The 24,803-nt window shown below is 39.2% G+C and carries 25 protein-coding genes; 19 read left to right on the plus strand and 6 right to left on the minus strand.

The genetic code is table 11. The features are described 5' to 3' along the window. The 10 genes from KC820_RS06885 to KC820_RS06930 all read left to right on the plus strand — a co-directional run. The coding region (locus KC820_RS06885; RefSeq protein WP_272874471.1) for a lyase family protein at positions 1-593 on the plus strand (593 nt) is incomplete at its 5' end. Between the two features lie 159 nt (positions 594-752). Beyond that, on the plus strand, positions 753-1,190 hold the full coding sequence (rplM, locus tag KC820_RS06890) for a 50S ribosomal protein L13 (RefSeq protein ID WP_144088781.1): 438 nt from the start codon (positions 753-755) through the stop codon (positions 1,188-1,190). 25 nt (positions 1,191-1,215) lie between these two features. Beyond that, entirely contained in the window at positions 1,216-1,608 is a 393-nt protein-coding gene (rpsI, locus tag KC820_RS06895) for a 30S ribosomal protein S9 (RefSeq protein ID WP_212369616.1), read from the plus strand. Between the two features lie 733 nt (positions 1,609-2,341). Further along, on the plus strand, positions 2,342-2,929 hold the full coding sequence (locus KC820_RS06900; RefSeq protein ID WP_212369618.1) for a TetR/AcrR family transcriptional regulator: 588 nt from the start codon (positions 2,342-2,344) through the stop codon (positions 2,927-2,929). A 25-nt stretch (positions 2,930-2,954) separates the two neighbouring features. After that, positions 2,955-3,725: a 3-hydroxyacyl-CoA dehydrogenase gene (locus KC820_RS06905; protein ID WP_212369620.1), complete on the plus strand. Its 771-nt coding sequence runs from the start codon at positions 2,955-2,957 to the stop codon at positions 3,723-3,725. Between the two features lie 231 nt (positions 3,726-3,956). Then, the gene (locus KC820_RS06910) at positions 3,957-5,108 is read left to right on the plus strand and encodes a thiolase family protein (RefSeq protein ID WP_212369622.1); all 1,152 of its coding nucleotides are present in this window, start codon (positions 3,957-3,959) and stop codon (positions 5,106-5,108) included. An 18-nt stretch (positions 5,109-5,126) separates the two neighbouring features. Continuing rightward, entirely contained in the window at positions 5,127-6,269 is a 1,143-nt protein-coding gene (locus KC820_RS06915) for a CaiB/BaiF CoA transferase family protein (RefSeq protein ID WP_212369624.1), read from the plus strand. A gap of 52 nt (positions 6,270-6,321) precedes the next feature. Continuing rightward, on the plus strand, positions 6,322-7,098 hold the full coding sequence (locus KC820_RS06920) for an enoyl-CoA hydratase/isomerase family protein (protein WP_212369626.1): 777 nt from the start codon (positions 6,322-6,324) through the stop codon (positions 7,096-7,098). Positions 7,099-7,154: 56 nt separating this feature from the next. Further along, positions 7,155-8,675: an acyl-CoA synthetase gene (locus tag KC820_RS06925; protein WP_212369628.1), complete on the plus strand. Its 1,521-nt coding sequence runs from the start codon at positions 7,155-7,157 to the stop codon at positions 8,673-8,675. A 90-nt stretch (positions 8,676-8,765) separates the two neighbouring features. Next, positions 8,766-9,911: an acyl-CoA dehydrogenase family protein gene (locus KC820_RS06930; protein ID WP_212369630.1), complete on the plus strand. Its 1,146-nt coding sequence runs from the start codon at positions 8,766-8,768 to the stop codon at positions 9,909-9,911. An 80-nt stretch (positions 9,912-9,991) separates the two neighbouring features. Here the strand turns inward: KC820_RS06930 and KC820_RS06935 are convergent, their stop codons facing one another. The 4 genes from KC820_RS06935 to KC820_RS06950 form a co-directional block, all read right to left on the minus strand. Further along, entirely contained in the window at positions 9,992-10,339 is a 348-nt protein-coding gene (locus KC820_RS06935; protein WP_212369633.1) for a DUF488 domain-containing protein, read from the minus strand. A gap of 48 nt (positions 10,340-10,387) precedes the next feature. Then, a complete protein-coding gene (locus tag KC820_RS06940; protein WP_212369636.1) occupies positions 10,388-10,828 on the minus strand; it encodes a universal stress protein in 441 nt (146 codons plus the stop codon). 261 nt (positions 10,829-11,089) lie between these two features. After that, positions 11,090-12,061: a sodium:calcium antiporter gene (locus tag KC820_RS06945; RefSeq protein WP_212369639.1), complete on the minus strand. Its 972-nt coding sequence runs from the start codon at positions 12,059-12,061 to the stop codon at positions 11,090-11,092. A 257-nt stretch (positions 12,062-12,318) separates the two neighbouring features. Continuing rightward, positions 12,319-13,896, minus strand: coding sequence for a BCCT family transporter (locus KC820_RS06950; protein WP_144088792.1), 1,578 nt, complete (start codon positions 13,894-13,896; stop codon positions 12,319-12,321). 283 nt (positions 13,897-14,179) lie between these two features. Between KC820_RS06950 and KC820_RS06955 the strand changes: the two genes are divergently transcribed. The 7 genes from KC820_RS06955 (at position 14,180) to KC820_RS06985 (ending at position 21,405) form a co-directional block, all read left to right on the plus strand. Next, positions 14,180-15,223, plus strand: coding sequence for a TAXI family TRAP transporter solute-binding subunit (locus KC820_RS06955; RefSeq protein WP_212369641.1), 1,044 nt, complete (start codon positions 14,180-14,182; stop codon positions 15,221-15,223). Continuing rightward, complete coding sequence (locus tag KC820_RS06960; RefSeq protein ID WP_212369644.1) at positions 15,213-15,785, plus strand: DUF1850 domain-containing protein; 573 nt, start codon at positions 15,213-15,215, stop codon at positions 15,783-15,785. Before KC820_RS06955 ends, KC820_RS06960 begins: the two co-directional genes overlap by 11 nt. A gap of 71 nt (positions 15,786-15,856) precedes the next feature. Further along, positions 15,857-18,103: a TRAP transporter permease gene (locus tag KC820_RS06965; RefSeq protein WP_236782559.1), complete on the plus strand. Its 2,247-nt coding sequence runs from the start codon at positions 15,857-15,859 to the stop codon at positions 18,101-18,103. Positions 18,104-18,198: 95 nt separating this feature from the next. Then, on the plus strand, positions 18,199-18,630 hold the full coding sequence (locus KC820_RS06970) for an RDD family protein (RefSeq protein WP_336511029.1): 432 nt from the start codon (positions 18,199-18,201) through the stop codon (positions 18,628-18,630). An 83-nt stretch (positions 18,631-18,713) separates the two neighbouring features. Then, a complete protein-coding gene (locus KC820_RS06975; RefSeq protein WP_212369647.1) occupies positions 18,714-19,454 on the plus strand; it encodes an SDR family NAD(P)-dependent oxidoreductase in 741 nt (246 codons plus the stop codon). Between the two features lie 126 nt (positions 19,455-19,580). Next, positions 19,581-20,300 carry an N-acetylmuramoyl-L-alanine amidase CwlD gene (gene cwlD, locus KC820_RS06980; RefSeq protein WP_212369650.1) on the plus strand — a complete coding sequence of 240 codons (720 nt, stop codon included), beginning with the start codon at positions 19,581-19,583 and terminating at the stop codon, positions 20,298-20,300. Between the two features lie 67 nt (positions 20,301-20,367). After that, positions 20,368-21,405 (plus strand): Mrp/NBP35 family ATP-binding protein, encoded by a 1,038-nt coding sequence (locus KC820_RS06985; RefSeq protein WP_212369653.1) that lies wholly within the window; start codon positions 20,368-20,370, stop codon positions 21,403-21,405. A 58-nt stretch (positions 21,406-21,463) separates the two neighbouring features. Here the strand turns inward: KC820_RS06985 and gerD are convergent, their stop codons facing one another. Further along, entirely contained in the window at positions 21,464-22,114 is a 651-nt protein-coding gene (gene gerD, locus KC820_RS06990; protein WP_212369656.1) for a spore germination lipoprotein GerD, read from the minus strand. A gap of 125 nt (positions 22,115-22,239) precedes the next feature. On the opposite strand from gerD, the gene KC820_RS06995 reads away from it, so the two are divergent. After that, a complete protein-coding gene (locus KC820_RS06995) occupies positions 22,240-22,938 on the plus strand; it encodes a KinB-signaling pathway activation protein (protein WP_212369659.1) in 699 nt (232 codons plus the stop codon). 74 nt (positions 22,939-23,012) lie between these two features. Here KC820_RS06995 and KC820_RS07000 read toward each other — a convergent pair whose 3' ends face one another. Beyond that, on the minus strand, positions 23,013-23,774 hold the full coding sequence (locus KC820_RS07000) for a polysaccharide deacetylase family protein (RefSeq protein ID WP_186279598.1): 762 nt from the start codon (positions 23,772-23,774) through the stop codon (positions 23,013-23,015). Positions 23,775-24,051: 277 nt separating this feature from the next. Between KC820_RS07000 and KC820_RS07005 the strand changes: the two genes are divergently transcribed. Continuing rightward, positions 24,052-24,267, plus strand: coding sequence for a hypothetical protein (locus tag KC820_RS07005; RefSeq protein WP_236782560.1), 216 nt, complete (start codon positions 24,052-24,054; stop codon positions 24,265-24,267). The last annotated feature ends 536 nt before the right edge of the window (positions 24,268-24,803 follow it).

Consider the following 24,803-nt stretch of genomic DNA (forward strand, 5'->3'; position numbering starts at 1 on the left):
AAATGGCTGTAGAGATTCGTCATCTTCAAAAAAGTGAAACGCGTGAAGCGGAAGAATTTTTCTCTAAAGGACAAAAAGGTTCTTCAGCTATGCCACACAAACGAAATCCAATAGGTTCAGAGAATATGACTGGAATGGCGCGAGTCATCCGTGGTCATGTCATTACAGCGTTTGAGAACGTTCCACTATGGCATGAGCGCGATATTTCCCACTCTTCAGCAGAACGCATTATTTTACCAGACACGACGATTGCGCTTGATTATATGCTGAATCGATTCACCAATATTTTGGACAACCTAGTCGTTTATGAAGATCAAATGATTGATAATATCCAACGAACTTATGGTTTAATCTTCTCACAACGTGTCTTATTGACGTTGATCGAACAAGGTTTTTCCAGAGAAAAAGCGTACGATCTTGTACAGCCATTGGCAATGCAAGCATGGGAAGAGAAGCGGTCATTCCCTGAACTCGTTAAAGCAAATGAAGAGATTCAATCAACCTTAACGCAAGAAGAATTAGCCAGTTGTTTTGACTTAACTTATCACTTGAAGAGTGTCGATATGATTTTTGAACGAATTGGGCTAAATTAATGGGAAAAAACAAGGTAAAAGCTTGACAATATTGGTGAAAGTATTATAATATGTTCTATGGCATTTTATCATAACCACGTAATAGCCCCGGAAAACTATTCGTGTGAGATAAATGAAAAAACGTAAAATAAACGGATTGAAATATAGGAGGGAAAACACATGCGCACAACTTTCATGGCAAATGAAAACAATGTTGAGCGTAAGTGGTATGTGGTAGACGCAGAAGGACAAACACTAGGTCGTCTTTCAACAGAAGTAGCTAGCCTACTTCGCGGAAAACACAAACCAACATACACGCCACACGTTGATACTGGCGATCACGTCATTATCATCAACGCTGAAAAGATTCATTTAACTGGTAACAAACTAGACGATAAAATCTATTACCGTCACTCAAATCACCCAGGTGGTTTGAAATCACGTACAGCAAACGAAATGCGTACGAAATACCCTGAACAAATGTTAGAAATAGCTGTTAAAGGAATGCTTCCTAAAAACAAGCTAGGACGTAAAATGATTAAAAAATTAAACGTTTATCGCGGTGCAGAACATAAGCATCAAGCACAGCAGCCAGAAGTTTACGAACTTCGCGGGTAATTGAAAAAAAGGAGGTTAATCAATCGTGGCACAAGTACAATACTACGGAACTGGCCGTCGTAAAAGATCAGTCGCTCGTGTACGACTTGTTCCAGGTAACGGAACAGTAACAGTCAACAACGTCGACTCTAAAGAATATTTCCCACATGAAACTTTACGTTTAATCATTAACCAACCACTTGAAGCAACTGAGAACGTAGGTAACTACGATGTATTAGTAAACGTCAATGGTGGTGGATTCACAGGTCAAGCAGGAGCAATCCGTCATGGAATCGCGCGCGCGTTGCTTGAAGCAGACCCTGAATACCGTAAAGTCTTGAAAAAAGAAGGACTTCTAACACGTGACGCACGTGAAAAAGAGCGTAAAAAATACGGTCTTAAGAGTGCTCGTCGTGCACCACAGTTCTCAAAACGTTAAAACCCTTGTCATACAAGGAATCAGAGCCTCTCTTTCATCTCAAATGGAAGAGAGGTTTTTTCTGTATTTGTGAAAATGACTCACAAATGACGCACATTGACTCACAAAAATAATTTAGTCGTTAATTAGACATATATTTGGCAAAGTTTTTAGCGACTTCATCTTTTTTAAAAACATGAGTATAAATGTTAAACGTTGTTTGAATATCCTCAGTCCGAGTCTATCTTGTACATCTTTAGGGTGAGTTCCAGATTCAAATAACAAGCTTGCGTGGGTGCTCAGTTTAGCTATATCCTATAAAAGAAATAAACAATGAAGGTTCTTCTATAAAAAAATATAATTTAATTTGTAATCTTTTGGATTAGAATACTTTTAGATAAGCTGACAAAAACAGAAAAGTATAATTTTTCAGAATTTAACATTGACATTAATTTTTGTGAATGTTATTATCTCTAATAAGAAATTGTAATCGCTTTCATGTCGTGATAAAAAAATATAATCAGCAAGAAGTTTTTTTATATCAATTTTTTGAACATATATTCAAAAATAAACCATAAAGTTAAAACGAGTGCTTATGCTTCAGAAGAATTTTATCAATAGATATGAGGAGGAGAGCAAAAATTATCGACGATTTGTATTGTCATCGTATGCTATCTCATAAAAAAGCAGAGACGTCCATTATGTGATGCCAACAGTTGCCAGAAAGAAATGCAAATAAAAGGAAGTGATCATCTTGTCATTACGAGAAAAGAAAGTTGCGAAACGAAAAAAAGATTTGATTATGTCAGCAATCGCGATTATTGGTGAGAAAGGATACCATTCGACAACGATGGAGGAGATTGCTTCCAAACTGCTAATGACTAAAGGTTCAATATACTATTATTTTAAGGATAAACAAGATTTAGTTTACCAAAGCCAAAAAATATTGTTGGAGCAAAGCAATGAAAATATCGAGGAAGTATTAAGCGAAGATTTACCTTATGATGAGAAACTTAAAAAGGTAATGGTTGTACATATTGAGTATTTGATCACAGAACAATCAGGTTTTGTTATGGGAACAAATCCTGAACAATTTTTCTCTGGAAAACAGTTAGAAACCATACTTATGTTACGAGATAGGTATGGTAATTATATTAAGCAATTAATTGCAGAAGGTGTAAAGGAAGGTTTTTTTACCGAGGTTGATGAAAAAATAGTCAGGAATATTATTCTTGGAGCAATGAACTGGGTTGTTACATGGTATTCGCCTAATGGACCTATGGATAAAACGACTTTGGCGAAATCCATATCTAATTATTTGTTAAAGATTGTTTTGAAATAATCAAATGAAAAAGGAGAAATGTAAAGTGAGATTAGAAGAAGTATCAGCGGTAGTTACTGGAGGAGCATCTGGTTTAGGAGAGGCAACAGTAAGAAACATCGCAGCACATGGGGGTAAAGTAACAATTTTAGACCTACAGGAAGAGAAAGGAAGAGAGTTAGCTAAAGAGTTAGGTGAAAATGTTCAATTTGTTAAAACCGATGTAGTAGATGAATCCAGTGTTCAAAATGCGCTGGACAAAGTAGTAGAAGCATATGGGACGCTCAACACCGTCATTAATTGTGCGGGCATTGGTGCTGCGCAAAAAACATATAGTGAGAAAAAGGGTGCTCACGATATAAACATATTTTCCAAAGTCGTACAAGTGAATTTGGTAGGAACCTTTAATGTGATACGTTTAGCTGCGGAAAAAATGAGTAAACAAGAACCAAATAATAATCAAGAAAGAGGGGTCATTATAAACACTGCCTCTGTAGCAGCGTTCGAAGGACAAATTGGTCAAGTAGCTTATAGCGCTTCTAAAGGAGGTATTGTAGGGATGACGCTACCTATTGCTAGAGATTTGTCTAATCTTGGTATCAGAGTAATGACAATTGCTCCTGGTTTATTTGAAACTCCATTATTTGGAAGTCTATCTGAAGACGTTAAAAAAGCACTCGGCGAAATGACGCCGTTTCCGAAAAGGTTGGGTACACCAGCTGAATATGCAAAATTGGCTCAATCCATTATAGAGAATTCGATGTTAAATGGAGAAGTAATCCGTCTTGATGGTGCGATTCGAATGCAACCAAAGTAAGAGGTTGATTGAATAAGCACAATTTAAACCTTATGAAAATGTTAGGATCAGTAGAATTTGCGAGAAGTTTCAATGTGAATCGATAGCGTTATGGAAGAAGTGTAGAATCATTGACTGTTAGTTGCATGGTTGATTAGGTACAAAAATATTACAACTTAGATATTACATACAGTATTAGATCAAATATGAAATAAAATAACTGAATATTCAAACAAGAAAGGAAGTTATTAAATGCGTGAAGCTGTAATTGTTGAAGCGGTTAGAACACCTGTTGGGAAACGTAATGGAGTATTAAGTGGTGTTCGGGCAGAAGATTTAGCTGCTAAACCATTAGCTGAGGTCGTAAAAAGAGCAGGCATTTCAGCAGGGTTGGTGGAGGATGTCATTTTTGGTTGTGTCTCACAAGTAGAAGAACAGTCTTTTGATATTGCTAGAGTTGCTGCACTCCAAGCTGGATATCCGGTTAAAGTGCCAGGAACTACGATTGACAGACAATGTGGTTCCAGCCAACAAGCAGTCCATTTTGCGGCGCAAGCCATTATTAGTGGAGATATGGACGTTGTGGTTGCGGGTGGAATAGAAAGCATGTCTCGCGTTCCAATGGGTAGCAGTCGTAAGAAAACAGGATTCAGTGAAGAGTTAACTTTAAAATATGAAGTCATTCATCAAGGGTTGTCAGCTGACAGAATTGCAGACAAATGGGGTTTATCACGCGAAGAGTTGGATGAGCTTTCTTTAGAAAGTCATCAAAAAGCGGTTCAAGCGCAAAAAGAAGGCCGTTTTAAAAAGGAATTGATGCCAGTAGAAGTAACTCTACCGGATGGTACGAAGAAATTAATTACCGATGATGAAGGACCACGAGAGGATACCAATCTTGAAAAACTGAGGGGGCTGAAACCTGCGTTTGCAGAAGATGGAAAGATTACGGCAGGAAACTCTAGTCAGATCAGTGATGGAGCTAATGCGATTCTATTAATGTCTAGGGAAAAAGCAGAAGAATTAGGATTAAAGCCAAGGTTCAAAGTATTGACTCGAACCGTTGTTGGATCAGACCCAACATTAATGCTTACAGGCCCTATACCAGCAACAAAAAAAGTGTTGAAAAAAGCTGGTCTAACTATCGATGATATCGATGTATTTGAAGTCAATGAAGCATTTGCTTCGGTTCCACTAATTTGGCTAAAAGAGACGGGTGCTGATCCGAAGAAACTTAATCCTAATGGGGGTGCTATTGCACTAGGGCATCCACTAGGCGCAAGTGGTGGAAGGCTGATGATAACGATGCTTCATGAATTAGAACGCACTGGTGGTCGTTATGGACTTCAAACCATGTGTGAAGGTCATGGTATGGCGAATGCGACAATTGTAGAAAGACTTGATTAAAGAAGGAGGGAGCCGCTGATGTCATTGCCGCTCGGATCGGTCCGCGTACTCGACTTGACCAGACTGTTACCAGGTCCTTATTGTACATTAGTATTAGCAGATTTCGGTGCGGAAGTTATTAAAGTAGAAGACCCTGCAAAAGGAGACTATACAAGAGATTACCATCCGAAATTAGATCAAGACGGTGTTTATTTTCATTCCTTGAATCGAAATAAAAAAAGCATTTGCTTGGATTTGAAATCCGAAGACGGTAAGAACTATTTTTTGAAGTTAGTTAAGAACGCTGATGTAGTAGTAGAATCTTTTCGACCAGGAGTTATGGAGCGATTAGGTCTTGGTTATGAAAAGCTCAAGCAAGTAAATGAAAAAATCATCTACTGTGCAATTACCGGTTATGGTCAAACGGGTCCATACCGCGACCGGCCAGGTCATGATGTGAATTATATAAGTTATGCTGGTCTTCTTCAGCTCATGGGAGAGAAAGACGGAAAACCGGTAATTCCTGCAACACAAATTGCCGATATTGGAGGAGGGGCACTTCCAGCTGTAATTGGTATTTTGCTAGCCCTTCTGGACCGGGAGAAATCTGGGAAAGGACAGTTTGTAGATATATCCATGCTGGATGGTGTCATTTCTTGGCTACAATTATTACTTCCGGGATTCCTGGTTAAAGATAGTCAGCCGAAACGAGGGGAACAGATGCTCAGCGGTGCATTGGCTTGTTATGAAGTATATCAAGCAAAAGATGGAAAGTGGCTATCTGTCGGTGCATTGGAACCGAAATTCTGGGTGGCATTTTGTAAGGCGATCGAACGAGATGATTTAATTCCTAAACTTGATGCACCACCTGCTGTTCAAGAACAAATGAAAGAAGAAATAGGAGCAATTATATCAACAAAGCCCATTGACGAATGGATGAAAGTTTTTAATGAAGTTGACTCTTGTGTATCTCCACTTCTATCTTTTGAAGAACTTGTAAACGACCCACAGGTGAATGATAGAGAAATGATTCGTACAGTAGCGCATGATACTTTAGGGGAAATGAAACAAATTGGTATTCCGATTAAACTTTCCGAGACTCCTGGTGCGATTCAAACACAGGCACCTAAGTTAGGGGAACATACACATGAAGTGCTAAAAGAAATTATAGGAGTGAAATAATTCACTACAAGACAATTTGAGTGATTGTATTCATAAAATAGATAAGGAGAGAATGTTCTTGGCTGATTTACTATCGATAAAAAAGAATGACGGAATTGCGACAGTCGTGATAGACAATCCCCCGATGAATGTTTTGAGCTCAAAAGTAACTGCAGAGCTTGATCAATCTTTTCGGCAGCTGCATGAAGACGAAAGTGTGAAAGTAATTATTTTAACGGGTGCAGGGGACCGAGCGTTTATGGCTGGTGCAGATATTAACGAATTTGCAGAAGAAGAGAATGAACAAACAGAAACACAAGATGTGCAGGAAGTGTTTTCTTTTATTGAAAATATAACTAAACCAACGATCGCTTTGCTCAATGGTTATACGCTTGGGGGTGGATTAGAGCTTGCTTTAACTTGTGATATTCGAATCGCCGAAGCGCATGCAAAAGTAGGCTTACCCGAAGTCAATTTAGGATTACTACCTGGAGCTGGTGGGACACAACGACTTACTAGAATCGTTGGACCGGCTAAAGCGAAGGAGATCATGTTTGGAGGTGATCCGTTTTCAGCCGAGGAAGCTAGTGCATTAGGAATCGTTAACAAAGTTGTACCACAGGGAGAAGGGAAAGAAGCGGCAGAAAAGCTTGCCTCAACATATGCTGCTAAATCTGTACAGGCGTTAAGCCGGATCAAGAAGCTAATTAATTCAGTAAGTGAATATCCTTTACAGGAAGGTCTACAGTTGGAAAAGCAATTGTTTAACGATTTGTTTGCAACAGAGGATGCAAGAGAAGGAATACGAGCCTTTAGAGAGAAGCGTAAACCTGTGTTTACAAATCGATAAATTGTTTCTTCGAAAGATGCTAGCAGTAAAATATATTATTTCACGGAGGTAATAATATGGATATCGGTTTATCATTATCACGTAATGCTAGGCGCATACCAAATAACACAGCATATATTTACAAGGATAAGTCCTATACGTATGAGCAGATGAACAAAGAGGTAAACAAATTAGCGCATGGGTTAATTGCTCAAGGTATAAAAAAAGGCGACAAAGTCGCATTTATGATGGAAAACTCCGATAAGTTTGTTATGGTTTACTATGCAATTATGAAAATCGGTGCGATTGCAGTTCCTGTGAATTTTCGTTTGACCGCAAGAGAAGTCGCTTATATTGTGAATGATTGTGATGCGGAGACAGTATTGTTTGATGGTAAATTTGCAGAGCTGATTGATGATGCAGTTGCCGATAATAAAAAGGTTAAATTGAAAATATCAACAGATGAAAATGCTGTAAATAAGCAGATTACGATCAATGAAATACTTACAGATAATGAGACAGACCCTTCTATTATCGTAAATGAAGATGATGACGCGCAAATTTTGTATACTTCAGGAACAACAGGCAATCCAAAAGGTGCCTTGTTCGACCATCATCGAATTTTACATGTAGCATTTAATACCTCTATTATGATGAGCATAACTCCATCCGATAATTTACTTCACGTTGCTCCACTTTTTCACTCAGCACAGCTTAATTTATTTTTAATCTCAGGGACATACCTAGGCTGTAAGCAAGTGATCCACCAAAGTTTCGATCCAACAAAAGTTCTTGAAGATATTGAAAAACATAAAATTAGTTTATTTTTTGCTGTACCAACGATGTATAACTTCTTACTTCAAGTACCAAATAAATATGATTTAAGCTCAGTCACTCGTTGTGGCTATGGTGCTGCACCTATGCCAATAGCTCTATTGAAACAAGTTATGGAACTATTTCAAATGGAACAGTTTTACAATATGTGCGGATTGACCGAGGCAGGACCTGGAGGTGTTATGCTGAAGCCCGAAGATCATGACGATAAAATCGGTGCAGGTGGTAAGGCCATGCTGAATACTGAAGCACGGGTAGTTAATGAGAGTGGTGAAGATGTTCATCCAGGTCAAGTAGGAGAATTTGTTCTTAAAGGCGAAACAATAATGAAATATTATTATAATAAACCGGAAGAAACGAGTAAAACGTTGAAGGACGATTGGCTCTACACGGGTGACTTAGCGACGATTGACGAGGAAGGTTTTATTACGCTTGTTGACCGTAGAAAAGATATGATCATTTCAGGAGGAGAAAACGTTTATTCAACTGAAGTGGAGCATGTGCTATATCAGCATCCAGATTTATTAGAGTGCGCGGTCATCGGACTTCCTGATGAAACATGGGGTGAAAAAGTTGTTGCTGTTGTCGTACCAAAAGAAGGAAAATCGATTGATGAAGAACAATTAAAAGAGTTTTGTAGAGATTATCTTGCCAAGTATAAAATACCTGTCGAATTCAAATTTGAAAAAGAAATCCCGCGGAATGCGTCTGGAAAAGTATTGAAGTACCGACTTCGAGAGTCGTTAACAAAAGAAACAACATGAAGTGACACATAGATATATAAAATTGTATTTCTTATTAAGTAACATTCTTATAGTGCACAAAATTAGTAGCTTTAGAGGGGAAATTAAATAATGAAACGTACATTTTTGACTGATGAGCACGAAATGTTCCGCAGATCATTAAAAAAGTTCCTTGAAAAAGAAGCTGTACCTTTTTATGAAAAATGGGAAAAAGACCAACAAGTACCAAAATCGTTTTGGGAAAAGGCGGGAAAGCAAGGATTTTTATGTCCGCAAGTAGAAGAAAAGTATGGTGGTGTAGAGGCGGATTTTGGTTATGCTGTGGTTTTATCAGAGGAATTTGAAAGGGTCGGTACAGGTTTATTAGGAATCGGACTGCATAATGATATCGTCATACCTTATATCGAGGCGTTTGGTAATGAAGAACAAAAGTCTCGTTGGTTGCCTAAAGCAGTCACAGGGGAAATTATTTCTGCCATTGCGATGACAGAGCCAGGTGCAGGGTCAGATTTAGCTGGTATTAGAACGACAGCTGTTAAAGATGGAGATGATTATATTGTTAATGGAGAAAAAACATTTATAACGAATGGTCATTCTGCCGATTTAACCATTGTTGTTTGTAAGACAGACCCGCAAGCAAACCCACCCCATAAAGGTATCAGTTTGTTGGTTGTTGAATCTGAAGCGGAAGGATTCACAAAAGGGAAGAAGTTGGATAAGGTTGGCCAGCATGCGAATGATACGTGTGAATTAATATTTGAGGATGTGAGGGTCCCGGCTGCAAATTTGCTAGGAGAAGAAAATAAGGGATTTTATTATCTCATGGATAAATTACAGCAGGAAAGACTCATGGTCTCCATATCATCAATTGTCAATGCAGAGAGAATGTTGGATTTGACGCTTGACTATGTGACACAAAGGCAAGCTTTCGGAAGAAGCATAAGCAAATTCCAAAACACCCAGTTTAAGATTGCTGAGATGAAAACAGAAATTGAGATTGGCAAAACCTTCGTGGATCGATTAATTCAAGAACACATGGCTGGAGGGAACATTGTGAATGAGGTTTCCATGGCTAAATGGTGGACGACTGACTTAGCTCAAAAAGTTGCTGTGGAAAGTATGCAACTTCATGGTGGGTATGGATATATCGAAGAATATGAGATTGCGAGAAGGTATCGAGATGTGGCTGTTGCATCTATTTATGCGGGAACTAATGAGATCATGAAAGGGATCATAGCGAAAAATATGAGATTATAAGTGTAGTGTCGAACAACATCTTGTTTCTCATATAAACAAGATGTTGTTCGATTTTTTTTTAAGGTAATGTGGCATTCAAATCACAACAAACTCTTCAACACTTGTGCATGGTTATATTCCTCTTCTTTTGTTGCAGTCAGCAATGTCACATCTTCTTTTTGTATCATCTTTTGTAGTTCCGAATATGCCTTCTTCTGCTCCTCATCGGATTGTAATTCTTCTTTGTATTTCTTTTTGAATGAATCAAATTTATCTGGGTCGTGATCAAACCATTTACGTAAATCATCACTTGGAGCTATTTCTTTTAACCATTCATCGAGATTTGCTTCCTCTTTGGAAACGCCTCTTGGCCAAATGCCATCGACAAGAACTCGTTTGCCATCTGACTTAGCCGATTCTTCATAGATTCGCTTAACTTGTACTGTCATGTATAATCACCTCTGCAGTACATGTAACCTAAAAGACTGTTCATAAAACTATTCACTGCGCACAATCAACACATCACAAGGTGCCGTGCGAGTGATCGCTTCAGAAACGCTTCCGAGCATAACACGTTCCACCGCGTTTAGCCCGGTTGCACCAGTTAAAATTAAGTCGATTTCGTATTTTTTCGCAATTGTTTTCGGGATTTTTTGACGGGGACTGCCGAATTCTAAGACAGTTGTTACTTGTTCGACCCCTAATTGCGTTGCCTTTTCTTCATATTCCTTCAGTAGCTCTTTACCGACTCGTTCGACTTCAGGTAAAATTGTCTGGCTATAATGCTCAATCGTTGCAAATGTCCGGTAATCGACCACATGCGCAATCACTAATCTAGCATCAACATTTTTTGCAATTCGGCATGCTTTATTAAAGGCTTTTTCACCATTTTTGGAGCCATCTACAGCAACTAAAATATTTTCATAGTCTTTCAACATGTCCATCTCTCCCTTTTTCTTAATAATGTAATTATATCATGTTATATGAATAGATGAACGTTGTAGGGAATTGGATTAACACTGAAGGAGGCCAGATTAACCCTGAAGTAGCTCGAGTTAACACTGAAGGTTCTCGCAATAACACTGAAGCTTAACAAATTAACACTGAAGACACACGAAATAACCCTGAAGAGACGAAAATGATCGCTGAAATTAAAAAGCAGTAGGGATTCATAATATCCCTACCGCTAATCTACTTTATTAAAATGTCATATACGAAAGAACGAGATACATCAAAATGATCACTATAGAAGGCCAAGCGTATGAAAAGCCGGACTGTTTTTTCTGTCTCTTAACAATATAGAGCATGACAATCATCATTAGAACTCCGAGTAAAGCGGTCCAGATCATCGTAGGGTCAGTTCCTTTGAGGATGGCCTCTTCGCGATAAAAGGCATCTGTAACGACTAGTAGCATTAAATTAAATAGGTTACTACCTAGGATTGACCCGGCCGCCATTGAATAATTCGCCATGCGAAAAGCGACGACCACTGTGACCAATTCAGGAAGAGAAGTGGAAGCGGCGATTAACACGCTCCCCACAAAGCTTGAATTCATACCGGATATTTCTGCAAGTCGGTCACCAGTGATTGAAAGCACACTTCCTGCAGCAAAAACGATAACAGCGAAAACGACAAAGTTTGTGACGGCTTTCTTTAATGTAATTTGAAGGGTTTTGCTCTCTGGCTTTATTTCTTCCGTTTGACTCGCTGGGTTACCTTCGAACATTTTTAACACAAAAATATAACCGATCACTAAAAGGTACATTTCCAAGCCAATATTAAAAATGGATGGTACCTGATCCCAAAGAATAGCTACAACGACGAAGCTCGTAAATAAAATCCCTGCAATTATAGATGGCGTTTGATCTTTGGAATGCAATTGATTAAAAGCACGTCTTTTACGGTAAAACAAATCGACACTCGCCAAAATCAATAAGTTAAACACATTACTCCCGAGCATATTACCGACAGCGATATCTGGGTTATCGATGTAGACAGCGGTTAAACTCGTTGTCAGCTCAGGTAGTGAAGTGGCACCGGCAATCAGTAATCCACCAACCATCGCGCCACTTAAGGAAGATTTCTCGCTGATGACATCCCCATATTTATTTAGTTGAACGGCAGCAAACACAACAATAACGGCTGCTAAAATAAACAAAAATAATACCAAGAATAACTCCTCCTAACGGATTTCCGTTTTGATATTAGGAAAGCCGAACGATTGAAGGCCTGTAAACTAGGTTCCCTATTTTTGAGAAAATAAAAAACCTTGGCCATCGGTTCGGCCAAGGTCTTGCGATTTATTTGATGAGCCGGGTACTTAAAAAGTACCGAATTGACGACTCATCAACCGTTTGGGCGGTCGCTACTCCCCTTGTTTTCTTCTTCATTTACTATAATGCAGGATGTTGTGCGTGTCAATTTAAATCAAGATTTTGGTTGATTGTCTTTGTCTTCTTCCAATTGCTCCAAACGATCTTGCATCCGTTTATAACGTCTTAATTCTCTTTTACTGATTGGTACAACATCTTTTCGTAATAATTTAATTAACGCTGCGATCATTAAAAGCATGATTAAGGCAAATGGCAGGGCGGCAATTAATGAAGCCGTTTGTAAAGCTTCTAATCCTCCGGCGAATAAAAGTACCCCAGCAATTGCTGCAAGTAACACACCCCAAATCATCTTTACACGCATCGGAGGGGTTAAGCTTCCCTTCGTCGTCATGCTTCCGAGTATATAAGCGGCTGAGTCGGCTGACGTAATTAAAAATGTCGCGACGAGTAAAATAGCAAGTAACGATGAAAGCGTCGGAAGCGGCAATATTTGAAGCATTTCAAACAACGCGACAGTTACATCGGCATTGACCGCCTCTGCAATATTTGTTCCATTTTTTAAATCACTATGAAGCGCAGTTCCACCGAATGTTGCGAACCAGAATAACGAAATGAGTGGCGGAACAATCATGACTCCGAAGATGAATTCTCGAATGGTTCGTCCTCTAGAAACGCGGGCGATAAATGCTCCGACAAACGGTGACCAAGCGATCACCCACGCCCAGTAGAAAATAGTCCAATCACGAACCCATGTGCCACCTTCATAAGGTGTTAATCGTAAGCTGTATTGAATGATATTCGTGATGTAGTCACCGAGACCAAGGACAAAAGAATTTAAAATGAATACAGTTGGTCCAGTTATAAAAACGAATAATAGCAAAAGAACGATTAAGCTCATATTTACATTACTGAGGTATTTAATTCCTTTATGCAAACCGGTAGTAGATGAAATCATATAAGCGATAAAAATGAGTACGATAATCAATATTTGAATCCAACCGTTGTTCGGGATACCAAATACGGCATTAAGTCCACCATTCATTTGCAGAACGCCTAAGCCAATCGAAGTAGCAATCCCGATCACCGTTGCGATGACAGCCAAAGAATCGACGGTTGTTTTGATATTCGCATTATTGCCAGTGATTGGTTCAAGAGCTGTTGAAACAAGCCCGTCACGTTTTTTTCGGTATTGAAGATAAGCGATGATTAAACCGACTAAGGTGAAAATCGACCATTGGTTCATGCCCCAGTGGAAAAATGAATAACCCATCCCGACTCGGGCAGATTCCACACTATGATCTTCAATGTCAGGAAAAGGGGATTCAAAATAGTGGCTCATTGGCTCTGCGACACCCCAGAATACAAGTCCAACACCGAGACCGGCGGAGAACAACATGCCAATCCATGTGAAGAATGGAAATTCAGGACGTTCGTTCTCTCCTCCAAGGCGAATTTTTCCGAAGCGGGTGATTGCTAAGACAAGCAAAAATGCGGTAAACATAAATACAGCAATGAGGTAAAACCAACCAAAATAGGTAGTGGTAAAGCCGTAGAGTGTCTCTGAAACAGATGCAAATTGATTCGGCATGATAGCTCCTAAGATGGCCAACAGACCCACGACGAAAGCGGAAATAAAAAATACGGGGTTTTTCAATAAATCATTTAGATTCATGGATGAACTCCTTTAGTTATTTGGTAGATTGATAGCTATTTTTGAATAATATAGTTATTATTTTATAATAATTACGAAAATTATCCAATATATCGAAATAAGACAAAGTGAAAACATGACCTTTTACCCAAAATACAGCTAACATTTTTAACCATATATAAAATTAATTTACGGAGACAATGATTATTTTTGTTTTAAATTTACTATTTTTAATGTATAATATTTTCAGACAACAAGAATTACAATCACTTAAATTAAAAAAATCTATTAAGGGGGATTTTTTGTGAAGAAATTTAATTTATTACTTGTACTTCTTCTTTCTCTAGGATTGTTGTTTTTAGCAGCTTGTGGCGGTGACAATGCCGGTGATGCAAATGAATCGGACAGTGGTTCAGAAGAAGAAAGTTCTGGATCCGAAGAAGACTCTAGCGGAGAAGAAGCTTCAGCTGGTGAAGATTGGGTTGAAAACGTTACATTGTTAACCGGTGGAGAAGCTGGTACTTATTATCCACTTGGAGTGGCAATGGCTGACATCATGACTGAGAACGTCGATGGTGTAAGCGCTAACGGAGTATCTTCTGGTGCTTCGGTTGTTAACGCGAACGAGTTGAGTGATGGAAATGCAGAGTTTGGTTTACTGCAAAATGATATCGCTTACTATGCACATGATGGATCTCATATGTTCGAAGAAGTAGTTGATGGGTTCAGCGGTGTATTCACGATGTATCCAGAAACAATTCAAATTGTGACATTAGCTGATACTGGAATTGAATCAGTAGAAGATTTGGAAGGAAAGCGTGTTGCTGTAGGTGACGTTGGTTCGGGTACAGAAGCGAACGCGAATCAAATCTTAGGTGCTTATGACATCACTTATGAAGACATTAACGAAGAGTTTATGGGATTCGGTGATGCTTCAACTGCGCTACAAGATGGAAACATTGATGCAGCTTTCGTAACTGCTGGTACACCAACAGCTAGTATTCAAGAGTTGGCAGCAAGTGCAGACGTGAAGATTGTCGGTCTTAGCGATGAAAAGATCGATCAACTAATCGAAGAGTATCCATATTACACGCGTGTTGATTTAGACGAAAACACGTACGATAGCTTTGATGCTACAGCATCTACTGTCGCTCCACTTGCGATGTTAGTTGTACGTGATGATCTGCCTGAAGATCAGGTGTATGAGCTAACAAAAGCTATCTTTGACAATCTTGATGATTTAGCGAATGCACACGTACGTGGTGAGGACATTACGCTTGAATCAGCTCAAGATGGAATGTCTATCGACTTGCACCCTGGAGCTAAAAAGTTCTATGATGAGCAGTAATTCTCTCGATCGTGCAACAAACAGAAAGGCATTGCTTTCGAGCAATGCCTTTTTAAAAAAGATAAAATGGCTTATTCTCATCATTTTGCTTTTCATCATCTTTTTGGCGGTCATTTTATTTTCACAATCTACATATCTATTACAAATAGAAAAAGTAGAGAATAGTGAAATTCTCTGGGAAGCTGAAATCGAAGAGAATGAGTGGTTCGCACATGAGTATATCCATTCTGTAGAAAAATCCCCTGTCATTGAGAAATTTAAATATGATTCATCCGGAAAAATTTTAACAATGGAAAGCTGGACAAAATCGTTTGGTGCAGGAATGCCTTACGAACGAAAAGGCAAAGTGGAAATGGTTGATGGCTATTTTGTCATTAAGGACTTGAACAAGCCGATTCACGACAATAAGTTATTGATGCAACCTTCCGATTTATTTCCGCATAAGTTTTATTTTAAAGATCAAGAAATTATTTTATCTGAAGAGCCATTTATAAAAAATGTGATAGAAATAAAGGTTAGTGAGTTAACTGGTTTTGAACGAATAACTAATCTATTTAATTAACCAGATGCCTTCAAAATAGCTAGAAGTTGGTTAGGTGAATTTGAGTTTTAAAAGAGAGAGAGGTTCATAATATGGATGAGTTGAGACAACAGATGGATAAACAAACACAACAAGAGATGATTAATGAACTTGAAGGTAGCGACCGTGACGTGAGAGGATTTTGGGCTTTCACAACGATAGCTGTAGCCGTGTTTCTTTCTTTGTATCATTTTTATATCGCGGGTTTTGGTTTACCGGGAATCGGTTCGAAGACTTTTTTAATTTTTCACCTAACATTAGGTTTGGTGCTTGTCTTTCTAATCTTTCCACCTAAAAAAGGATTAAATCAAAAAACGGTTCCTTGGTATGATGCATTGTTGGCAATCATGTCGTTTGGTGTCGGTATGTATATTATTCAAAATCAAACGTCTTCTTCAATTATATCAGGCCGCCCGACGGATTTTGATTTGGCAATAGGGCTAGCCTTGATTATTTTGGTGTTGGAAGCAACGCGACGTGTGGTCGGAAAGCCGCTTGTCATTATCGCGTTAATTTTCATCGGGTACTTCTTCCTTGGAGAATATATGCCTGGACAGTTCTTTCATAATCGTGGTGATTTTGAGCGGTTTGTCTATGAAATTTCATATCGTAACAACGGGATTTTTGGAACTCCGATTTATGCCTCTGCGCAGTTCGTCTTTATCTTCATTTTATTCGGGGCGATATTGGAGTCAACTGGCGCTGGACAAATGTTCATCAATTTAGCGATCCGTGCATTTGGTCGATTTAAAGGTGGCCCAGCAAAAGCATCTGTATTAGCGAGTGGAATGATGGGAAGTATTTCAGGTAGTTCCACAGCGAATGCGGTGACGACAGGTACATTTACAATCCCCTTGATGAAACGAGTAGGCTTCAAACCGCATGTTGCGGGAGGAATTGAAGTTGCCGCTTCATCCAGTGGACAATTTCTACCACCAATTATGGGGGCTGCAGCCTTCATCATGGTCGAATTTACAGGAATTCCGTATTACCAAATTATTCAAAGTGCCATTATCCCGGCATTGTTGGCTTATGTAGGAATTCTATTTATGGTCCATTTCGAAGCATCTAAAAATGGCATTCAAGGAATACCAAAAGCCGAGTTACCGAAAGGTCGTAAGTTATTACTACAACAAGGTTATCTGTTATTTCCGATTTTTGTTTTACTTTATTATTTGGTTGTTGAACGAATTTCGGTTAATAACTCAGCGTTCTTCTCGATTGTCGTTTTATTAGCAATGGCATTCTTTGCCCACCGTTTCAAAGAAAGCTTAGGACGTTCGTTATTGTATGCAGCCGGATTAATCGCCATTGTATTTGGCTTCCAATTTATTGTCGGTACGCTGAATAGTGGTTTGTATCAATTGAATGGATTATTCGGGACGGATGTATTCGGAACAGAAACGGTTCGTTGGAAACCAGAAATGACGATGCTTGTTATACTCGGTTTGGTCGTTGCGTTAGTCTTTGCGGTGTTTCAGCGTAAGTCTAAATTAGGCGCGACGCCGTTTCGTTATGGCTGGAGAAATGTTGTCGAAGGCTTCGAAACAGCTTCTCGAAATGCGCTTTCCATCATCGTTGCCTGTGCGACGGCAGGAATTTTGATCGGTGTTATTACGACTTCTGGCTTATCAACGAAGTTTACACGAATCGTTGTCGGCTTCTCAGAGACATTGACAAATATGCTGCCAAGCTTCATGGTGACGGATAACACGCAGCTTTATTTCACATTAGTTTTAACTGTTTTCGCCTGTTTACTTTTAGGTCTTGGATTACCGACGACTGCAACCTATGTTGTATTAGCGGCGATCGTTGCACCGATTTTAACGGATATGGGTGTTCACGTATTGATCGCTCACTTATTCGTTCTTTATTACGGTGTACTAGCAGATGATACACCTCCGATCAACTTACCGGCGTATGCGACTGCAGGGATTGCGAACGCCGGGCCCGTTCGAACCGGGGTGCAAGGGTTCAAATTTGACTCAGCTGCACTATTGTTGCCGTTTGTCTTTACGTTAAACCCGACTATTTTATTCTTGACTGACGCATCCTGGTATGAAGTCATTTTCGCAATCATTACAGCGACGGTTGGAATGGTCGCCTTTGCGTCATTCATTCAAAACTGGCTCATTCATAAATACGCATGGTATGAACGAATTATTGCCTTACTGTCAGCGTTGTTGTTTATTCAAAATAACTGGGTGACGGATGTCGCTGGGATTGTCTTGTTAGCAATATTACTTGCATTACAGTTAATCAAAGGAAAATATCAGCAATCGAAAGAGCAAACCGCTTAATTATTCAGTTTATACAACAGTCTCTGAATTCACTTCAGAGACTGTTTTCTATATAATGGGAACAGATGAGTGATTAGCTGAAAGGGGATTTTTGAGTGATTGAAAACAAACCGGCTGGATTTTGGATTCGATTCTTAGCTATTTTTATAGACAGCCTTTTCGTTTCGCTCCTCACTTGGTTGGTAGCTGGATTAATTACAGGGGAAGTGGAACAATTACAGCAAGCACAGCAGCAAACAGAAACAAATGCCGAACAACTCTCGAGCTCTATCTATAGTATATTTTTCGTTATTTTATTTACGGCATCTCGCTTCAAAGGCTCACCGGGTAAGATGATTTGTAAAATCCAAGTGACCAATGAAGATGGTTCTAAAATTAGTATATTGAAATCGCTCGGTCGTTACTTCGCCTATATTCTCTCTGCTATTATTTTAATGATTGGATTTATGATGGCAGGTTGGACCGACCGAAAAAAGGCACTTCACGATTATATTTGCCAAACGGTTGTGACTTATCGCGATCAGTAACCTCTAGATTGGGTAGTGAATGAATACTTTTAGTGATTCAGCAAAAATTAAGTAGTATCTATTCACTGAAATCGATGAGGAGGATGCTTGTGCGATTAGATGGCCAAGTAGCAATCATTACTGGAGGCGTCAGCGGAATTGGCGAAGCAACAGCTAGATTGTTTATCGAAGAAGGGGCAAATGTCATCATTGCGGATGTCAATAATCCGAAAGGTGAAGAACTTGCAAATGAATTAGGTGATCGTGCGACATATGTATACACGGACGTCACTGAAGAAGAGGAAGTTAAACAACTGATCAATCAAACAGTTGAGAAATTTGGGAAGCTTGATATTCTCTTTAACAATGCTGGTGTCGGTCCTGTCATGGATACGGCTGAGATGAACGATGATCAATGGAACCGTGTGATTGAAGTGAATTTGAACGGCGTTTTTTACGGAACCAAGCATGCCGTCAGTCACTTTAGAGAAAAAGGCAGTGGCGTCATCATAAATACGGCTTCGATGCTTGGTCATGTCGGCCAATCTCAAACGGCGGCCTACTCAGCATCTAAAGCTGGTGTCGTGAATCTCACGCGTGCAACTGCTTTGGAATATGCCAAATATAATGTTCGCGTGAATGCGGTATGTCCGGGATATGTTAAAACTCCGCTAATGGAGCAGTTAGAAGAAGGAGATATTGAGGAATTGGCTCAAGTTACACCACTCGGACGTCTAGGCAAGGCGGAAGAAGTCGCGAAAGCAGTATTGTTCTTGGCGACAGATGACTCAAGTTTTATAACCGGTACGAGTTTGATTGTCGATGGTGGTTATACAGCGAAATAAGTTGATGGATTAAACTCGCAAGTGGTTTTCAATACTGGCGGGTTTTTCTGTTTATTAGAGTGGTTCAATGCAAGTCATAATCCCCCTCCCTTGTCCATAAAATAGCAAGAGGGGAGGGGAGAGCTCTTGAAAAAGCTATGTTTCGTTTTATTATGGTTAGTCGGTCTCTTGTTATTAATTTATTTAATTCGTTATCCAATCCCATCATTTTTCTCGCCTACGAATGTTACGATGCCACTTGCGAATAAAGTAATTGTCATCGATCCAGGTCACGGTGGTCCGGATGGTGGGGCGGATCATGATTCGGTTTATGAAGAATCTATCGCATTGGATACATCCTTGTTGTTACGTGATTATTTACAACAAGCGGGTGCGTTAGTGTATATGACTCGTGAGACAGATAAAGATCTCGCAACTGAAGGTACAAGAGGGTACTCTAATAGAAAATCAGAAGATATTCGAAATCGAGTGAAATTCATTCAAGAAAAAGACCCAGATTTGTTTATCAGTGTTCACCTCAATTCGATTGCGAGTTCTCAGTGGTCAGGAGCACAGTCGTTTTATTATCCGGACGATGAGGGCAATAGTGAAGCCCTAGCAAAAGCCATCCAAAAGCGTCTTCGTGAAGAAACAAACGGGACACGTGTCGCTTTAGGACTAAATCAAATTTATTTATTGAAGCATGCAGATGCGACAGGAGCCTTAGTGGAACTAGGCTTTTTGTCGAATCCAGATGAAAGGCGATTACTGACGCAAGAGAACTATCAGAAGCGGCTTGCTACATCGATTGCTGAAGGAATTGTTGAATTCATTATGGAAGAAGATGTAGATAACGGTGCCTCTTAGTTAAGAAAACACTGAACTTTATGTTATACTAACCTTGCACGACTTTTTGAAAGGGAAGGTGTAACATTTGGTAACAGAAGAGCGAGTAAGAGAAATATTAAACCCGGTCAAAGACCCACATATACATAAAACCTTTGAAGAGACGGGTGCAATAGAGAATATTAAGATCAAAGAAGATAAGAATCACGTCAGTGTCAAGATTGCTTTAGCTAATCCGAATTCTGGCGAACAGCTTCAGCTTCAGCAAGAAATTGTCGGTATGTTAAAAGAAGAAGGCGCTGCTACTGTCGGTTTGCGTTTCACTGAATTACCAGAGGAGTATAAGCAAGCCGCTGATCAAGAAAGTGAAGCAAATCTAATCGGCCAAAAAGGTACGAAATTTATCTCCGTCGCTAGTGGTAAAGGTGGCGTTGGGAAATCAACGGTTACTGTCAACTTGGCCATTGCCTTGGCGCGCCTCGGTAAAAAAGTAGCTATTGTCGATGCTGATATTTACGGCTTTAGTGTTCCGGACATGATGGGGATTGAAAATCGACCACAACTACGTGGAGAAAAAATCATCCCAGTTGAGCGCTTTGGTGTGCAAGTTATTTCGATGGGCTTTTTCGTTGAAGATAACTCCCCAATTATTTGGAGAGGACCTATGCTTGGAAAAATGCTGACAAGCTTCTTTAAAGAAGTGGAGTGGGGCGACTTGGACTTCCTTCTATTGGACTTGCCTCCAGGTACAGGGGATATCGCGTTAGATGTTCAATCTCTTCTGCCATCCTCTAAACAGCTGATCGTTACAACGCCACACCCTACAGCTGCATTCGTCGCAGCTCGTGCTGGGCAAATGGCTTTGAAAAATGAGCATGAGATTTTAGGTGTCATTGAGAACATGGCTTATTTCGAAAGTACCTTAACTGGCCAAAAAGAATATGTATTTGGTGAAGGTGGCGGTGATAAGCTGGCAGAAGTACTTGATACAGATGTGCTGGGACGTATTCCGTTACAACAACCATATGATGAAGAAGATATTTTTGCACCAGGAATTTACCAAGAAGATCATCCAACAGGGAAGATTTTCTTGTCCATTGCGAATCAAATGATTAAGCGTGCATAAATGAAAGAGCTGTCAACAGATTATTGTTAGACAGCTCTTTTTTGTTTTGTGGTTTTTACTACCCTCCAGCACCTGCGCTACTATCACTTCCGCCTCCTGATTCTCCACCACCTCCACTTCCGCCACCTTGCTGTTCTTGACCTTGGCCACCTTCGGATTGTTGTGCTTTTTCAGCGGCCTTCAGTAACGTTTCCGTCATTTTTGCTTTAAAGAGTGGACTTTCCAAAGTCTCTTGTATTGTTTTTTCTAAATGAGCTTTAAATGCTTGGCTGGATAAAGCTTGAACGATGGTTTCCTGCATTTTTGGTTCTTGAAAGATCTTGATTAACTGTTCTTTATATGTGGAATCACTGAGTAAACCGGTCATTAGTTCCTTCATGCTATCTTCTGTCGCTTTTGTATAAGCTTGAACAAATGAAGGATCTTCGAATAATTTTGTCCAATATTCTATCGATTTCTCACTCTGTAACGTTTGTTCAATCGTGTCCTTGACGACTTGTGCATTTAATATTAATTCATTTTTCATGTCTTCTTCAGTCAGTAGGTCCTTAACTGCTTTTTTTCCGTCATCGGTTTTTAGAATATCAACAACCATTTTTTTCGTCGTTTCATAATCGGTGTTTTGGGAGGATTGATCACTTTGGGTGCAGGCAGTCAATAAAATGAATAAGCCTAATAGTATAAACCCCGTAAGTTTTTTTAGCGTCATGGTTTTTGCTCCCTCTGAAGGTAGTTTCCTTTTTATCTTGATGAAGTTGTGAAAAAATATACATATTAGGGTCAGGCAAAAAATGTCGGTTCGTGGTAAAATACAATGGATAAATGATGTGTTTAATGTTGGAGGGAAAGCAAGTGACGATTCGCAATTGGTTAAAATTTTCAAGTGTCACCTTATTGCTAGGCTTTTTAGGAGCTGTCATCACAAGTTTCTTTGTAAGAGCAGACGCTTATCTGGAATATATGCACCCTTTGGATTTTTGGGAACTTACAGGAACGTTTTTGTGGTTTTCTGTATTGGGACTTCTTTATAGTGTCATTAGCCAAATGGGTTTCTTCGCCTATTTGACCGTGCACCAGTTCGGAAAAGGATTTTTCGGTTACTTTTGGAAACACGCACAAATCGTAATTATTGCAATTGTGTTGTTCGATCTCGTTTACTTACGTTATACGAGAGCAGAAGATCCAGGGAGTATATTTCCGTACATAGTTGTAGCAGGTGTGTTGTTTATCTATTCACTTGCGGTCGCCTACGTTAAAAAAGAGGAAACTCATCCGAGAGCATTCCTGCCTGCAGTTTTCTTTATGACCGTTGTGACTTCGCTCGAATGGATTCCAGGACTGCGTACGAATGACCCGGATACGATGATGATCATGATTGTCCCATTGGTCGCATGTAATACCTATCAATTACTGCGTTTGCACCATATTGTTGGGTATACAAATGAAAAAGGTGAAGAAGTGGGCATGCCGAATAAAGCGGATGAAGTACAAAAAAGCAAACCATCAAATACAAAGAAAAACAAAAAGAGATAAACAAAAAGGTCCCCAATGAAGTCACTTGGGGACCTTTTCACATGAACAGTGAGCATTAAAGTTGTCCAATTTCGTTAGTTGATTGGTTGCAGTTCGATTTGAGCAGGTGAAAGAAGCTCGGTAACGGTCACAAATTGAAATCCTTCAGTTTCTTTTTGCTCAATGATTTGTTTGACGACCTCAGAGGCTTTCTCTAAATCATCCCGTATGGGCATCACGATAATGTCACCACTACTTATTCCATCGGTAATTTGCTTACTAATCGTTTCCGTATCTTGGTTTTTACTTACATCTGCATATACACTCCAAAAAACAGTTCGATAACCTAGTTTGTGAATTTGTTCTGTCACCAATTCGGAGTATTTATTTTCAGGTACACGCACATACTGAAGCGGCTCATAGTCCAAATTTTTTAAAACGGTTTCTCCGCGTTCGATATCTTGCTTAATGTAATCCAGTGAACGGCCTTCATAAGCTTGATCCGAAAAACCGAGCAAACCGAGCTCGTGATTTTCTTCAATAATCCATTCAGCTAACTCTTCATTCCGTAGCGCCCATTCCCCATTCACAAAAAATGTAGCCTTGACTTGCTTCTCATCTAATACGTTCATGACATCGACAATCGTATCGTCACCCCATGGCACATTAAAGGTCAAAGCAATTTCTTTTTCCTCTTTCAAACTTTTCGTTATTGCACCCTCATTTACAGATTGATTCTGTGTGGCGTTTTCAAATATGTAATCGTTAGATAGTTGGATGGTAATTGTAAATAATAAAAGTAATGAAAGCACGGCAACCCACTTTTTCCAGCTTGTCCAATTGAACGTGTAAAACATAGATCCCATTCCTTCTTTGAATTCTATTAATTACGCTTGAACGTCCCAAACACAGAACAAAGAGCAATGAAATGTGACGGGAGTTAATCGCGTAATTGATTCATCAACTGTCCGTTGAGAAGTGAAAACACTTACCTTTTAAAGAAAGATTCTCTCTATAAATATCTATATGAATGTTTGCATATTTTTAGAATGGTTATATTACATAAAGCAGGAAGAACAATACAATGGAAACTTTAAAATATATAGAAATGGGTGAACATCCTTGTTAGGTCTGATGATTAATGAAACAGAACAGAAAGAGTTGGAGTATTTACTCAAGAAGGAAATGGATGAATTACTCTTTGAAGTCACAGCTGATGACTTCAATGCAGAGATAAAGAATGCTATCAAGAAAAGATATATAACGATATTTAATTTATACAAAAGGTTTGCAAGCCAAAACGAATTAGTAAATTACACCCCAAGAAAGAATTTCCCTCACGTGAAGTAACTTGCTATTGAGAATAGACACCCCCCTTTTCACACAGGAGTGAGGAAGGGAGGTGGGAAATTATTAGAACAGCCCCACTTGTGACACTGTCTACTCATCGAATGAAGAAGTGACCAATGAAACCCAACCAAGAAGCACTCATATTAGAGCAGGGAACTACCGGAACACAGTTTGGCTACAGCGACTTAATAGCACAAATTCAGTCAAAAAATATTTTTGTATTTTTAGTATTGATTCGTCTAAATAGATATGATATATTTATTAGCGTTGTCAGGAGATAACACGGTTTGACTCTTTTTAAAAAAGGAATACAAAAAGTTATTGACAACGTTTTGGAGCTATGATAAATTAAGTCTTGTCGCAAAAAACGACATAAATTTCGAACCTTGAAAACTAAACAAAATAGCCTGAAGTCAATTCGGTTTCTTTCTTAATTCATTGGGAAAGAAACAAACGAAATTTTTTAAGCCAATCAAACACTTATTGGAGAGTTTGATCCTGGCTCAGGATGAACGCTGGCGGCGTGCCTAATACAT

The organism is Allobacillus saliphilus, assembly GCF_018138385.1.
Lineage (GTDB): Bacteria > Bacillota > Bacilli > Bacillales > Alkalibacillaceae > Allobacillus > Allobacillus saliphilus.